The organism is Bradyrhizobium sp. OAE829 (assembly GCF_040546575.1).
GTDB lineage: Bacteria > Pseudomonadota > Alphaproteobacteria > Rhizobiales > Xanthobacteraceae > Bradyrhizobium.
Map to the genome: position 1 here is coordinate 6,453,030 of NZ_JBEPOE010000001.1, position 13,639 is coordinate 6,466,668.

General features: G+C 62.8%; 13 protein-coding genes. 7 read left to right on the forward strand and 6 right to left on the reverse strand.

From position 1 onward, the window contains the following. Nucleotides 1–42 precede the first annotated feature (42 nt). Nucleotides 43–543 carry a hypothetical protein gene (locus ABIE49_RS31075; RefSeq protein WP_354067094.1) on the forward strand — a complete coding sequence of 167 codons (501 nt, stop codon included), beginning with the start codon at nucleotides 43–45 and terminating at the stop codon, nucleotides 541–543. 1 nt (nucleotide 544) lies between these two features. On the opposite strand, the gene ABIE49_RS31080 is transcribed toward ABIE49_RS31075, so the two are convergent. After that, nucleotides 545–673, reverse strand: a complete 129-nt coding sequence (locus ABIE49_RS31080; protein ID WP_283813476.1) for a hypothetical protein — start codon at nucleotides 671–673, stop codon at nucleotides 545–547. Between the two features lie 135 nt (nucleotides 674–808). Between ABIE49_RS31080 and ABIE49_RS31085 the strand changes: the two genes are divergently transcribed. Both ABIE49_RS31085 and ABIE49_RS31090 read left to right on the forward strand, forming a co-directional pair. After that, on the forward strand, nucleotides 809–1,627 hold the full coding sequence (locus ABIE49_RS31085; protein ID WP_192735155.1) for an aldo/keto reductase: 819 nt from the start codon (nucleotides 809–811) through the stop codon (nucleotides 1,625–1,627). 101 nt (nucleotides 1,628–1,728) lie between these two features. Further along, nucleotides 1,729–2,901: an acetyl-CoA C-acyltransferase gene (locus ABIE49_RS31090; RefSeq protein ID WP_192735154.1), complete on the forward strand. Its 1,173-nt coding sequence runs from the start codon at nucleotides 1,729–1,731 to the stop codon at nucleotides 2,899–2,901. A gap of 110 nt (nucleotides 2,902–3,011) precedes the next feature. Here ABIE49_RS31090 and ABIE49_RS31095 read toward each other — a convergent pair whose 3' ends face one another. After that, on the reverse strand, nucleotides 3,012–3,248 hold the full coding sequence (locus ABIE49_RS31095; protein ID WP_192735153.1) for a hypothetical protein: 237 nt from the start codon (nucleotides 3,246–3,248) through the stop codon (nucleotides 3,012–3,014). Between the two features lie 332 nt (nucleotides 3,249–3,580). Here ABIE49_RS31095 and ABIE49_RS31100 point away from each other — a divergent pair, with 332 nt between their 5' ends. Beyond that, entirely contained in the window at nucleotides 3,581–4,861 is a 1,281-nt protein-coding gene (locus ABIE49_RS31100; RefSeq protein ID WP_192735152.1) for an amidohydrolase family protein, read from the forward strand. 161 nt (nucleotides 4,862–5,022) lie between these two features. On the opposite strand, the gene ABIE49_RS31105 is transcribed toward ABIE49_RS31100, so the two are convergent. Continuing rightward, complete coding sequence (locus ABIE49_RS31105) at nucleotides 5,023–6,267, reverse strand: aminotransferase-like domain-containing protein (protein WP_192735151.1); 1,245 nt, start codon at nucleotides 6,265–6,267, stop codon at nucleotides 5,023–5,025. A gap of 349 nt (nucleotides 6,268–6,616) precedes the next feature. On the opposite strand from ABIE49_RS31105, the gene ABIE49_RS31110 reads away from it, so the two are divergent. Together ABIE49_RS31110 and ABIE49_RS31115 are read left to right on the forward strand one after the other, a co-directional pair. Beyond that, nucleotides 6,617–8,338: a cation:proton antiporter gene (locus tag ABIE49_RS31110; protein WP_192735150.1), complete on the forward strand. Its 1,722-nt coding sequence runs from the start codon at nucleotides 6,617–6,619 to the stop codon at nucleotides 8,336–8,338. 139 nt (nucleotides 8,339–8,477) lie between these two features. Further along, the gene (locus ABIE49_RS31115; protein ID WP_192735149.1) at nucleotides 8,478–9,302 is read left to right on the forward strand and encodes a hypothetical protein; all 825 of its coding nucleotides are present in this window, start codon (nucleotides 8,478–8,480) and stop codon (nucleotides 9,300–9,302) included. Nucleotide 9,303: 1 nt separating this feature from the next. Here ABIE49_RS31115 and ABIE49_RS31120 read toward each other — a convergent pair whose 3' ends face one another. Genes ABIE49_RS31120 through ABIE49_RS31130 form a run of 3 tightly spaced genes read right to left on the reverse strand, consistent with a single transcriptional unit; the run spans nucleotide 9,304 to nucleotide 12,330 of the window. After that, complete coding sequence (locus ABIE49_RS31120) at nucleotides 9,304–10,821, reverse strand: tripartite tricarboxylate transporter permease (protein WP_192735148.1); 1,518 nt, start codon at nucleotides 10,819–10,821, stop codon at nucleotides 9,304–9,306. Between the two features lie 13 nt (nucleotides 10,822–10,834). Next, on the reverse strand, nucleotides 10,835–11,341 hold the full coding sequence (locus ABIE49_RS31125) for a tripartite tricarboxylate transporter TctB family protein (RefSeq protein ID WP_192735147.1): 507 nt from the start codon (nucleotides 11,339–11,341) through the stop codon (nucleotides 10,835–10,837). Beyond that, nucleotides 11,338–12,330 (reverse strand): Bug family tripartite tricarboxylate transporter substrate binding protein, encoded by a 993-nt coding sequence (locus tag ABIE49_RS31130; RefSeq protein ID WP_192735146.1) that lies wholly within the window; start codon nucleotides 12,328–12,330, stop codon nucleotides 11,338–11,340. Before ABIE49_RS31130 ends, ABIE49_RS31125 begins: the two co-directional genes overlap by 4 nt. Nucleotides 12,331–12,529: 199 nt before the next feature. Between ABIE49_RS31130 and ribB the strand changes: the two genes are divergently transcribed. Then, entirely contained in the window at nucleotides 12,530–13,606 is a 1,077-nt protein-coding gene (gene ribB, locus ABIE49_RS31135) for a 3,4-dihydroxy-2-butanone-4-phosphate synthase (protein WP_192735145.1), read from the forward strand. Nucleotides 13,607–13,639: the final 33 nt, after the last annotated feature.

The window sequence follows — 13,639 nt, forward strand, 5'->3', positions numbered from 1 at the left end:
CGGCCGCGGATTTTGCGCGGCCGGCGTAGTTAGCGGGTAACCTTGCCGAAAATTTCGCCTGGAAAAGGCCTGCCGGCTTCCTACATGTTCCCAGTTATCTTTATTTTGAGTCATTTCAGGAGGCCCATAATGGTCCTGAAAAGCGCTTTAGCTGCAGCGGTTTGCACGGGGTTCTTGGCATTGGCCAGCTCCGCGACGGCGGCCGAGTATCGTCCGGGTGAGTTGCTCAGCCTTGATCTTCCGAGCGCCGTATTGTCGCCCAAGCGGATCGGGCCGGAAGCGCGGTTCGGGCCGGTTCGGATCGAGGCAAGGTCGGAGGACACGGAGGCAGATCTGGATTCGACCATCTGGCCCAAGCTGCCGCCACGCAAGGCGCAGGCCGCCAAATCTCAGGCCGAGAAGTCCAGCACTGAGGCGCCGCGCGCCGCAGCGCGTGCGAAGCTGGCGAAGCCGCGCCACAATCCGCTCGATGCGCAGGCGCGCGATACCCGGATTCAAACCTGGCCGTGCAAGTCCGGCGGCATCTGCAGCTGGCAGCGATAGCTCAGGGTTTTCCGATCAGAAAGAAGACAGCCACGATCAGCACGGAGAGCGTGGTGATCACGCCGAGCACGGCGGCGGCGATCGCCGGCAATTGATGGGAATCCAGCCATCGTTGCAACGCGTTGCCCATGCTCTTCCTGACCCGATCTTGATTTGCCCAACGCCTTGCGGGCAGTCTATTTATAGCGATCTACCCTACGCAATCCTATGCCGTCCATGCGGCTTTCGTCTTCCCCGCGACACTTTACGCCTTTGGGAGCATTCAATGGAGAATCTGCAAACGCAGGGCATTGCCCTGCCGAGGCTTGGGCTTGGCACCTTTCGGCTGCTGGGCGATGCCTGCCGCGCCGCGGTTGAAAGTGCGATTGCGCTGGGCTACCGGCATCTCGACACTGCGGAAATGTACGGCAATGAGGAGCCGATCGGCGCAGCGATCGCGGCCTCGCGTATCGCCCGCAAGGACCTGCATGTCACCACCAAGGTCTGGAACGAAAACCTGGCGCCGGACGCGATCCGCCGGGCGTTCGATGCTTCCCTGAAGAAGCTGCGGCTCGACCAGGTCGATCTCTATCTGGTGCACTGGCCGTCGAAGAACATGAACCTGCCGGCGATGTTCGAGACCTTGATGAAGCTGAAGCAGGAAGGCCGCACCCGCGCCATCGGGGTCGCCAATTTCAACATCGCGCTCTTAAAGACCGTGGTCGAGGAGATCAAGGCTCCGATTGCCTGCAACCAGGTCGAATACCACGCGATGCTGAATCAGACAAAGCTGCGCCAATATCTCAGCGCCAAATCGATTCCGCTGGTTGCTTATTGCCCGCTGGCGCAGGGCCGCGTGGCCTCCGACGAGACTCTGACCGCGATCGGGCGGAAACATGATGCGAGCGCCGCACAGGTGGCGCTGAAATGGTTGCTCGACCAGGACGGCGTCGCCGCGATCCCGAAGGCGTCGCGCGCCGAAAGCCAAAAGGCCAATCTCGACGCGCTGCAGCTGCGGCTTGATGACGACGATCGAAAAGCAATCGCGGCCTTGCCGAAGGACAAACGTTGTGTAAATCCCGCCTTCGGGCCGGCGTGGGATTGAAGGCGATTCCTCCTTTTCCGTCCGCCGGAATTCAAGGTTTTTCGCTACACACGGGCTGAGGTCCAGTCCATACTGGGTGGCATCAAAGGGAGGTCTAGAAAATGCGTGAAGCTGTTATCGTTTCCTATGCACGTACGGGGCTGGCGAAGTCCGGCCGCGGCGGGTTCAATATCACCCCTCCGATGTCCATGGCGGCCCACGCCATCAAGCACGCGGTCGAGCGCGCCGGCGTCGAGAAGGACTACGTCGAGGACTGCTATCTCGGCAATTGCGCGCACGGCGCGCCCAATATCGGCCGCCAGGCGGCGCTGCTGGCTGGCATGCCAAAGTCGACGGCCGGCGTTTCGGTCAACCGCTTCTGCTCCTCGGGGCTGCAGACCATCGCGATGGCCGCCAACAGCATTCGTTCGGACGGTGCCGATTGCATCGTGGCCGGCGGCGTTGAAAGCATCTCAATTCCCGGCGGCGGCTCGCCCAAGGAATCGATCGATCCGGATTTGCTCAAGGCCGCGCCCGACATCTTCATGGCGATGATCGACACCGCAGACATCGTCGCCGAGCGCTACAAGCTCAGCCGCGAATACCAGGACGAGTACTCGCTGGAATCGCAGCGCCGCATGGCGGCCGCGCAGCAGGCCAACAAGTTCAAGGACGAAATCGTCCCGATGAAGACCAGGATGAAGGTGGTCGACAAGGCGACCAAGGCGGAAAGCATCGTCGACTACACGGTCGATCGCGACGAATGCAACCGGCCCGAGACCACCATGGAAGGCCTCGCCAAGCTCGAGCCGGTCAAGGGCGCCGGCAAGTACGTCACCGCCGGCAATGCAAGCCAGCTCTCGGACGGTGCGGCGGCTGTCGTGCTGATGGAAGCCAAGGATGCCGAAAAGCGCGGCCTGCAGCCGCTCGGCCGTTTCGTTGCCTGGGCGGCGGCGGGTTGCGAGCCGGATGAGATGGGCATCGGCCCGATCTTCGCCGTGCCGAAGCTGTTGAAGCGCCATGGCCTCAAGATCGACGACATTGACCTCTGGGAGCTGAACGAAGCCTTCGCCAGCCAGTGCCTGTATTCGCGCGACAAGCTCGGCATCGACCCCGAGAAGTACAACGTCAACGGCGGTTCGATCGCGATCGGTCATCCCTTCGGCATGACCGGCGCGCGGCTCACCGGCCACATCCTGCAGGAAGGCCGTCGCCGCAAGGCGAAGTGGGGCGTCGTCACCATGTGTATCGGTGGCGGCCAGGGCGGCGCAGGCCTGTTCGAAATCTACAGCTGACCGGCCGTTACAGGCCGCTTCGCTGAACAAGCTTGACGATCATACGAACAAAGAAAATGGCTCCGCGAGGAGCCATTTTCCGTTGAGGGCCTAAGTCTGAGGCATCAACCTCAGTAACGATGCTTCTTGATGATCACGACCTTGTTGTGGTGACCATGACCACGATGTCCGCGATGGTAGCCGCGGTCACGATGCCCGCGGTATTCGGCGCGTGCACCGTGAGAGTGGTGATGGCCTTGGTGATAACCGCCGCCACGCTTGATCACAACAGTCTGTGCGCTTGCAATCGACGGCACCCCGATGATGATCGCGCCAAGCGCGGCCAAAACTAATCCAAACTTCTTCATTACTTGTCCTCTCCTCAATTGAGCGAGGATAGAACAGCGCATCGACGGGAACGTTCCGACGAAACTTGAAGAGAATTCTGAATGTCTGTTCAGCAAGGATCTGCGGATGCAATGCGTGCGTTGGTTCCGTGCACGAGCGAGTTTCTTTAGTCCAATAACCCGCGCTCGAAACGTTGCGTTTACGTGACCGTCCGGGACAGCCGCGCCCACGGACCGTCCAGCCGCACGGTCATTGATACCCGCCTAGGTTGATCGTGGGCATGCGCCCGCTTGCGTAAAGCCCGGTCCCGGCGCATCATCGCGCCATAAAAATCATATGGGGGAGCGATGCCATGAGCGGGTTTTCACGCCGTGATTTTCTGAGCCTGTCAGGATCGGCCGCGGTTGCTGCGATGGCCGCACCGGCGAATGCCGCGATGGGTCCGAACGACAAGTTCGACCTCGTGATCAAGGGCGGCGATGTGCTCGATCCCAGCCAGTCGTTGCGGGGAAAACGTGATATCGGCATTCGCTGGGGCATGATCGAGGCGGTTGAGGCCGATATTCCGGCCGCACGCGCCGCGAAGACCATCGACGCTGCCGGCAAACTGGTGACGCCGGGTTTGATCGACCTGCACTCCCACGTCTACCCCTATGGCTCGGGGATCGGCATTCCCGCCGACGAATTGGTGCAGGCCCAGGCAACGACGACCGTCGTGTCGGCGGGGGACGCCGGCGTCAACAATATCGCGGCGCTGCGCCGCTACATCGTGGCGCAATCCCGCGCACGGATTTACGCCTTCGTCCATATCGCCAATCACGGTTTGTCGGGTTTCCCGGTCGCCGAACTCTACAACATCGACCACGCGCAACTCGACGCCTGCGCCATGGCGCTGGCCGAGAATCCGGATTTCCTGCTCGGCGTCAAAGTCCGGATGTCGGAGAACGTCATTGCCAAGCACGGCCTTGAACCGCTGAAGCGAGCGATAAAAGCCTGCGAGATGTGCGGCTGGCCGGCCAAGATGATGGTGCATATCGGCGGCGTCGAGACCAGGGAGTTGATGTCGCAGATTCTCGATCTGCTGCGGCCCGGCGACGTATTGACCCATGCCTATTCCGGCGCGCCGAACATCGGCGGCGTCTTCACCAACATCGTGCAGGATGGCAAGCTGCTGCCGGCAGCGCTTGCCGCCAAGCAGCGCGGCGTGATGTTCGACGTCGGGCATGGCGGCGGCAGTTTCGATTTCACGGTGGCTGAGCCTGCGATCGCGGGCGGCTGCCCGCCCGACACGATCTCGTCCGACATCCACGTCTTCTCCGGCAACTCGCCCGGCATGCCGTATCTGCCGAACGTGATGAGCAAGTTCATCCCGCTCGGATTTACGGTGGAGCAGGTGGTGGCGATGGCAACCTCGGCGCCCGCCAAGATCATCAACCGCGCACCGAAAATCGGCACGCTGCAGGTCGGCGCGCCCGGCGACGTCGCGATCATGGAACTGGTGGAGGCGCAGGTCTCGTTCGTCGACACCCGCAACAACAAGCGCGAGGGCAAGCTGCTGCTGAAACCGGTGCAGACCGTGATCAACGGCGTGCCGTTCGGCCGGCCGTATCAGGCGCCGTTCGCGGTGCGGTGAGGGGCGCTGCCAGTCGCTTTTTCGTCATGGCCGGGCTTGTCCCGGCCATCCACGTCTTTCTTGCTTGGTGGAAGCCAAGACGTGGATGCCCGGCACAAGGCCGGGCATGACGACGTTCGGTGCAAGGCGCTATTTCATTGATCTCTTTTTAAGTCAGACTCTCAAGTCCGCGCCCGCTTCTCCACATTGGCGCTTCGCTCGGGCACGCCGAACTCCTTGCGGCAGACGTCCGCCAGCACGGCAACCCCTTCGCGGATCTGCTCATGGGAGGGGCTGGCAAAGCACAGCCGCAAGCGGCTGCCGGCATAGGACTTGTCGGTCGACCATTCCGGCCCCGGGTTGATGGCGACGCCGGCGGCCAATGCAGCCTGATACAGCTTCAGCGTATCGACATTGTCGGGGAGTTTGACCCACAGGAAGATGCCGCCCTTGGGATCCTCGAACTCGGCTGCTGTGCCGAACTGCTCGTTGAGCGCCTCCATCAGCGTGTCGAGCTTGGCGCGCAGGCCGCGTGTCAGCTTCGGCACGTGGGTTGCGAAATGCGGCGCGCAATATTCCGCCAGCACCATCTGCTCCAGCGCGCCACTTCCGGCATCGGTCTTCAGCGCCAGCATCCGCGACATCATCTCCCAGGGCGCGACGATGAATCCGACCCGCAGCGCCGGAGCAATCGATTTGGAGAACGAGCCGATATGGATGACGCCGCCTTGCTTGCTCATCGCATAGATCGCGGGCGGGCGCTGGCCGTTCCAGATCAGGTCGGCGTAGCAATCGTCCTCGAAGATCGGCACGCCGTATTCCTGCGACAGTTTTATCATTTCGGCGCGCCGCGCCTCCGGCAGGATCGAGCCGGTCGGGTTCTGCACGGTCGGGATGGTGTAGATGTATTTCGGCATGATGCCGCGGCGCTTGTGGTCGGCCAGAACAGCCGCCAGCGCGTCCATCCGCATGCCCTCGTCGTCGAGGGGAATGCCGACCGTCTTGACGCCGAGCCGGGTCAGCCGGCTCAGCGAGCCCTGATAGCTCTCCTGTTCGATCAGCACGGTATCGCCGCGTGCCAGGAGCGTCGCGTTGACGAGGTCGAGCGCCTGCAGCGAACCGGAGACGATCATGACGTCGTCGGCGGTGCAGCCGATACCGGCGTCGCGCTTGAGTTTCCTGGTGAGGAATTCGCGCAGGGGGCGGTAGCCCTGCGGGCCGCTGGCGAGGCCGTAGGTCGCGAGCGTCTTGCCCTCGCGCTGGAGGACGGTGGTGAGCGCCTCGATCAGGCCATCGACCGGCACCTGGTCGGGATCATTGTTGCCGCCGACGAAACTGTATTTGGCCAGACCCGTCCACCGCGCCGCCGGCGCCGGCAATCCGGCCGGCAGCAATGGTGCGAAATCGAAGATTGATGCGGTAGACATTGGACATTCACTCCCGTTTTGTTTTTCGTTGAGACGGCTGCTGGCGCGGCCCTCCGGTATTTGGTCAGTTCTTGCCGGTGATCTTAGTCGGTCGCCGTCGGGGGATGAAAGCGGAATGTCTGCTATCGATGCTGCCCATATGGCGGGGGGTGCGTGCGGGGTTCGCCGTCAGGAACCGTCCAAATTTTGCCGGATGCTGGCGGCCGCCTGCGCCTGCGTTCCCGGTGTGGAAAAGATCGACAGGCAGGCAAGAATCGCTAGAAAGAGACCCGTCAGGCGGATGTGACACATTTCTCGTTTGACCGTTGCGCCCCGGCCTCTAGGTTGCAATGAGGAAAAGTCAGGAAATATGCACGAGCTTATCGGCGATATCACTTTATGCATCCTGTTTGCCTGGGTGCTTGGCTTGCTGGCGCATTTTACCCGGCAACCGCTGATCCTCGCCTACCTTATCGCCGGGTTTGTCATCGGTCCATTCGGCATGAAATGGGTCCATTCCAAGGACTCGATTCACGTTATCTCCGAGCTCGGCCTGATCTTCATGCTGTTCATGATCGGGCTGGAAATCGACCTGAAAAAGATCGTGCGCGCCGGCAAGGTCATCCTGTTCGCCGCGGGCGGGCAATTGGTCGGCGGCTGCGTGCTCGGGATCCTGTTCTTCTGGGGCATCGGGCTGTCGATGGGGGCGGGCCGTTTCGACGCGCTGTATCTCTGCGTCGCCTGTGCGCTCTCCTCGACCGTCATCATCGTCAAGGTGCTATACGAGAAGCGTGAACTCGATACGCTGCCCGGCCGCATCACGCTCGGCGTATTGGTGCTGCAGGACATCTTCGCGATCCTGTTCCTCGCCGTGCAGCCGAGCCTCGACAATCTTCAGGTGAGCGTGATCCTGATTTCGATCGGCCGGGTCGGCGTGCTGGTGGCGACTGCGTTGGTATTGAGCCGGTATTTGCTGCCAAGACTTTTCCACCAGATCGCGCGGCGGCCGGAGTTGATCCTGCTCGGCGCTCTGGCCTGGTGTTTCCTGATCGGCGAGATCGCCGAACGCTTGCATCTGTCCCGCGAAATGGGTTCGCTGGTCGCCGGTGTCTCGCTCTCGACATTCCCCTATGCGCTCGACGTCACCGCCAAGGTGACGACGCTGCGTGATTTCTTCATCACGCTGTTCTTCGTGGCCCTGGGCATGACCATTCCCATTCCCGGCGCGTCGGTGATTTGGCTGGCGCTGCTGATCGCCGCCTTCACCGTTGTGAGCCGCCTGCTGACGACATTTGTGCCGCTCTATCTGATGAAGCAGGGTCTGCGCGCCAGCCTGTTGCCGGCGATCAATCTGGCGCAGATCTCGGAGTTTTCACTGGTTGTGATCCAGACCGGTGTCGTCGCCAACCATATCGGGACCGAAACGTCGAGCGCGGCGTCGTTCGCGTTCGTCATTTTGGCCGTGATCAGCACCTTCGTGATGGGCAAGAGCGATGAGATCACGCGAGCTCTGATCAATCCGATGAAGAAGATCGGCCTGCGCGATCTCGATCACGGCCAGGGCGAGGCCGTACATGAGGGCGGCCATGAAGCCCGCCGCATCGTCATTCTCGGCTTCTTCCGCGCCGCGAGCGCGCTGCTGGCCGAAATCGAGCGGCAGAATCCGCTCGTGCTCGAACAGATCACTGTGATCGATTTCAATCCCAACGTGTTCCGGACGCTGGCCGACCGCGGCCTGCACGTGATCTATGGCGATATCAGCAATGTCGATACGCTGCTCCATGCCGGTATCGGCAAGTCGGAGCTGATCATCCTGAGCGTGCCGGATTCGCTGCTGAAGGGCGCCAACAACGAGAAGCTGGTGCGGCACGTCCGCACGCTCAACCCATCAGCTAAGATCGTCGCGACTGCGGATATGCTTCGCGACGTCAATGATCTCTACGCAGCCGGCGCCGACTACGTGACCGTGACCCGGCTCAGCGACGCCCACGAATTGTATACCGTGATCGAGGCCGCGCAGGCGGGATTGCTGGAAGAAAAGCGCGCCGAAATGGACACGCTGCTCGCCGAGCGCAAGGAAGTGCTGCCGTAAGGCTGCCTGCTTGCGGACCGGAAGGGGTGACGTGGGCGTGTGACGTCACGCACGCAGCCGCTTGAACCGGATTTAACGCAGCCGACGCTGAGTACCGTATGGCGCGCCATTCCCTGGCGGCAAAGAAATTTCATTCGGTATGCGGTTATCCCTATCGTCATCAACTAGCGCTCGTGCGTCGAGCCCGGCATCCTCGTCCTCCACGCTGTTCGGTTGCCTGCTGGCGGGAACGGCTGCGATACTGTTTCAGCTGGCGCTCGGCACCCTTGTCGTTGCGTATACGCCGGTTGTGCCGTGGATCGTCGGGGTGTTCCTGCTCGGTCTGCCGTTGGCGATTGGCATCACGCGATCTCGGCCCGGCCTGTTCATGCCTGCGGTCGCGATCATGACGTTAACGGGCGTGTCGCCGGTCTTTGTCGTGGATGCGCCCTTGTGGGGCCGCACTGTCAATCTGCGTCTGGTCGACGATATTCCTGTGGGTGTCGGCGTCGCCGGTTACACTGCGCCGCGTTGGCGCGTTGCAGGCGAGTTCGCGAGCGAGGCGCGCTTGAGCGGCGGCCGCGGCAGCAAGAGTTATGGCACCCGCCGTCTTGCACCGCTGGTCGGCGACGGCTGGAGACCGGAGCTTCCCATCGAAGTCTGGGTCGCGGGCGAAATCAGGGATTCCGGACGCATTCTCGCCTCGCATCCGCAATTCTGGAACGAGGCCGGCGGTGAATATGTCCGGTTCGTCGGCGTTGCCGTATCCGGCGCGCAGATCGTCGCGCGGGATGCTGCCACAAAATTCGGCCTCAAGACCCTGGACGAGCCGCTGATCGTGACCCGCGCCCCCTCGGTTGCAGGCGCCCTTGCAGAGCAGTACCGGGCCATCGCGCGGATCGCAGCCGTGCCCTTGCTGGCGTGGGCCTTCTGCATCCTCCTTGCTGCAGGCTTCTCGAAATGGCGCGAGCAGCGACAGCGGTGAGTTACAGGCTGCTTTCCTGCGCCATCGCCCCCGCAAACGCCGCACGGCGGCGGGCGATGAATCCCGCAATCAGGATCAAAGCCACCAGGAGCCACACCGTGACCGCGATCGGGCTCTCGACATAGATCCAGGGATCGCCCTGGCTGAGGAACAGCGCCTCGCGAAAGTGTTTCTCGATGTTGGGGCCGAGGATCAGGCCGACCACCAACGGCGCGAGCTGGAATTTCATCTTGTTGAAGGCATAGCCGACTACACCGGCCGCGAGCAGCACCCAGACGTCGAAGATGCTGTTGCGGACGCTGTAGGTGCCGATCACGGACAGCACCAGCAGCAGCGGAATGAACAGGTAATGCGGAATCCGCAGCAGGCTGACCCAGACGCCGACCATCGGGATGTTCAGCGCCAGCAGCATGACGTTGCCGATATAGGCCGATGCGATCAGTCCCCAGAAGATTTCCGGGTGCTGGGTGATCAGTAGCGGCCCGGGCTGGATGCCCTGCACCAGCATCGCGGAGATCATCAGGGCGGCAATCGGCGTAAAGGGAATGCCGAGCGCCAGCAGCGGTACCAGCGAGGCGGTGGCGGCGGAGTTGTTGGCGGCCTCGGGCCCGGCGACGCCCTCGATGGCGCCGCTGCCGATCTCGCTGCCATGTTTCGAGGCCGCCTTCTCCAGCCGGTAGGAGGCGAACGAGGCCAGGGTCGCCGCCGGTCCCGGCACCAGGCCGAACAGAAACCCCAGAAACGTCCCGCGCAGCCAGGAGGGCACCGCGCGCTTCCATTCGGTGCGGGTCGGCAACAGGTCGCGCATGGCAACGGATTCCGGCCGGTTCGCGGCGTGGATTCTGTCTTCGACCAGCAGCATGAGCTCGGCAAAGCCGTAGAGCCCGACGACGACCGGCACCAGCGAGACGCCCTCGGCGAGCTCGGGCAGGCCGAAGGTGAACCGGGTTTCGCCGGTGACGGCCTCCTGGCCGATGGTGCCCAGCATCAGCCCGAGCGTCATCGGCAACAGCGCCGAGGCCAGCGTGCCGCCTGAAATCCGCGACATCACGATCAGCCCGCCGGCGGTGAGGGCGAAGAATTCCGCGGGGCCAAACAGGATTGCGACCTTGGCGAGCAGCGAGGAGAACATCATGACGCCAATGACGGCCAGCGTGCCGCCGACAAAAGAGCCGACCGCGACGATGGTCAGCGTCGCGCCGGCGCGACCCTTCTTGGCGAGCTGATAGCCGTCGATCGCGGTGACGACGGAAGCGGACTCGCCGGGGATGTTGAGCAGGATCGCGGTGGTCGAGCCGCCATACATCGAGCCATAGAAGATGCCGGCCATCATAATGAGGCCCGCGGTCGGGTCGAGCGAGAAGGTCAGCGGCAGGATCAGCGCGACGCCGGCGACAGGACCAAGCCCCGGCAGCACGCCGATGGCCGTGCCCGCAAACGCCCCGGCAAAGGCGGCCAGCAGATTGCCCGGCGTTGCGGCAATGGAGAGGCCGTACAGCAGGCCCTGGAGGGAGTTCATGTCATGCCCGTTCTCAGAACAGCCATTGCTTGAACACGCCCGCCGGCATCTGCACTTTCAGCAGCCGTACGAAAAACACCTCGAAAACGATTGCGATCACGACGGCGTAGACCGCGAGACGCACGATCGACCTGTTGGGATCGTCCGAGAGCAGCCACATGCTTGCCAGCAAGAACAGCGCCGAGGCGATCATGTTGCCGAGAACGGGCATCGCGACGAAATAGATCGCAAACGCCACAAGCACGGAAAGCAGCCGGCGCAGGTCAGCACCATCAGGCACCGTAAAGGTGGCCGGCATCGGATCGGCAGCACTGCCGTGCCTTTCAAGCAGCACCGAGATCGCCGAGAGCGCCATCAGCGCGGCCACCGCGATCGGGAAGATCGCAGCTCCGGGCTTGTGCCATCGCCCGAACGACAGCGTCTGCCAGGCGTCAAACGCGTAAGTCCCGGCCAGCAGCAGCGCGAGCAGGCCGGCGAACCGCCGCGCCCGCGGCAGCCCAAAACTTCGCGCCGGCGTCACTTGTCGTCGTCCAGAAACTTGACGACCTCGCGGAACTTCTGGTCGTAGCCGGCGAGCTCCTTCTTCATGTCGTCGCCAATCTTGGGATCGGACGTGTAGCCGTTGGCTTTCAGGAAGCTCTTGAATTCATCGCTCTCGACGATGGTCTTCGATACTGCAAGCAGTTTGTCGAGGATCGGCTTCGGCAATCCATTCGGGGCGATCACGTAATAGCCGACCGGGAAGGTATCCTTCCACGGCGTCTCGCCGATCGGCTTGGCGTCCGGCAGCAGGTCGTATTTGCCGTCCTGGAACACCGCCAGCACGCGCAGCTTGCCGGCATCGATCTGCCCCTTCATGCCCGGCGCAAAGCCGGCGGTTCCGTCGACGCGGCCACCGAGCGCGGCCAGCGTCGCCTCGCCGCCGCCGCCGGTAAACGGCACCGTGACGATGCGCAGGCCGGAAAGCTTGTTCAGTTGCTGGATCGCGATGTCGTTGACCGAGCGCAGGCCGGAGACCGAAACCTTCAGCTTGCGCGGGTTGGCCTTGGCGTCGGCCAGAAAGTCATCGAGGTTCTTCCAGCGCGATTCCGCCGGCACCGCGAGGATAACAGGCAGATCGGACAGCTTGGCGATCGACTGGTAGTCATCGGCCGATTTCCAGGCCAACCCCTTCATTTCGAGGGGTTGGTAGGCCAGCGACGAACTGGAGCCGAGCCCGATCGTGTAGCCGTCCGGCTTGGCGCGGATGACCGCGCCCGTGCCGATGGTCGCGGAGGCGCCCGGCTTGTTCTCGACGATTACCTTGACCTTGAGTTGCTTCTCCAGCAGCTCGGAAAATTTGCGGCTGATCGGGTCGGTCGAGCCGCCCGGCGCGTAGGGCACATAGAAGGTGATTTCGCGGGTCGGCCATTCGTCGGCGGCGGGAGCGGGGTGCGACAGGCCCGCGACCCCTGCCATCAGGGCGAACCCCGCCCATGCCATCAGGTGGAAATTCAACCGAAAACGCATATGTCTCTTCCCCGAACGGTGCTTCTTGTTTTTATGGGTGCGACCATGGCGATTGAAGCCGGACCCCGTCAATGGTTTCCTGCATGCCGATTTCGTACAGCGAAACGTCGCAGGCGACGTTCTGCCCTGCGTATTGATGCTGGCGCGGGCCCATGAGTCCGGCTAATGCACTCCCTGTCCAAAGCGAGAATTTGAGAAAATGGCCGATACGATCCAGGAAGTTCTGCAAGCCTTTGCCAACGGCGAACTCGTCGTCGTCACCGACGATGACGACCGGGAGGGTGAGGGCGATTTGATCGTCGCCGCCTCGCTCTGCACCGCCGAGAAAATGGCGTTCATCATCCGCCATACCTCGGGCATCGTCTGCGCGCCGATCACGCAGGACGACGCGCGCCGGTTCCGGCTCGATCCGATGGTCGCGCATAATGATTCCAACCACACCACCGCCTTCACGGTCTCGATCGACTACAAGCCCGACGGCGGCACCGGAATTTCAGCGGACGAGCGCGCCTCCTGCTGCCGCGCGCTGGCCAACCCGAATGCCGGCGCCAGCGATTTTGCCCGGCCCGGTCATATCTTTCCGCTGATCGCCCGCGACGGCGGCGTGCTGCTGCGTTCCGGTCATACCGAGGCGGCGGTCGATCTCTGCAAGCTCTCCGGCCTGCCGCCGGTCGGCGTCATCTCCGAGTTGATGAACGACGACGGCACCGTGATGAAGGGCATGCAGGTCGCAAAATTCGCTGCCACCCACAAGCTCAAGCACGTCACGATCGCTGACATGATCGCCTACCGCCAGGCGCGCGAGAAGCTGATCGAGCGGGTCGCGACCTTTACAACGGATAGCCCGATCGGGCCGCTGCAGGGCTACGCCTACCGTTCGCCGTTCGATGAGATCGCGCACGCCGCTTTCGTCTATAACGGCATCGGCGACGGCAAGAACGTCCTGACGCGGCTGCACAAGCCCAACATCGTGAAAGACCTCTTCACCGGCCAGGCGCGCATGCAGATCGTGCTCAACCATTTCAAGCAGGCCGGCCGCGGCGTGCTGGTGTATTTGCGCGACGGCGCCGCCGGCGTTCCGGTCGAGCCGGTCGGCGAACAGAAATCCGCCGAGGCCGATCGCAACCGGCAATGGCGTGAAGTCGGCGTCGGCGCACAAATATTGCGCGATCTCGGCATCACTTCGATCCGGCACCTGACGTCGTCGGTCCATGACTACAAGGGACTGTCCGGTTTCGGGATCGAGATCGTCTCCAACGAACGGCTCGAAGGGTAACCGCAGCCGTCATTCCGGGATGGTGCGTTAGCA

Coding starts and splice junctions, on each gene's coding strand:
- ABIE49_RS31080 (WP_283813476.1), bottom strand. CDS start 673: ATGGGCAACGCGTTGCAACGATGGCTGGATTCCCATCAATTGCCGGCG.
- ABIE49_RS31085 (WP_192735155.1), top strand. CDS start 809: ATGGAGAATCTGCAAACGCAGGGCATTGCCCTGCCGAGGCTTGGGCTT.
- ABIE49_RS31090 (WP_192735154.1), top strand. CDS start 1,729: ATGCGTGAAGCTGTTATCGTTTCCTATGCACGTACGGGGCTGGCGAAG.
- ABIE49_RS31095 (WP_192735153.1), bottom strand. CDS start 3,248: ATGAAGAAGTTTGGATTAGTTTTGGCCGCGCTTGGCGCGATCATCATC.
- ABIE49_RS31100 (WP_192735152.1), top strand. CDS start 3,581: ATGAGCGGGTTTTCACGCCGTGATTTTCTGAGCCTGTCAGGATCGGCC.
- ABIE49_RS31105 (WP_192735151.1), bottom strand. CDS start 6,267: ATGTCTACCGCATCAATCTTCGATTTCGCACCATTGCTGCCGGCCGGA.
- ABIE49_RS31110 (WP_192735150.1), top strand. CDS start 6,617: ATGCACGAGCTTATCGGCGATATCACTTTATGCATCCTGTTTGCCTGG.
- ABIE49_RS31115 (WP_192735149.1), top strand. CDS start 8,478: ATGCGGTTATCCCTATCGTCATCAACTAGCGCTCGTGCGTCGAGCCCG.
- ABIE49_RS31120 (WP_192735148.1), bottom strand. CDS start 10,821: ATGAACTCCCTCCAGGGCCTGCTGTACGGCCTCTCCATTGCCGCAACG.
- ABIE49_RS31130 (WP_192735146.1), bottom strand. CDS start 12,330: ATGCGTTTTCGGTTGAATTTCCACCTGATGGCATGGGCGGGGTTCGCC.
- ribB (WP_192735145.1), top strand. CDS start 12,530: ATGGCCGATACGATCCAGGAAGTTCTGCAAGCCTTTGCCAACGGCGAA.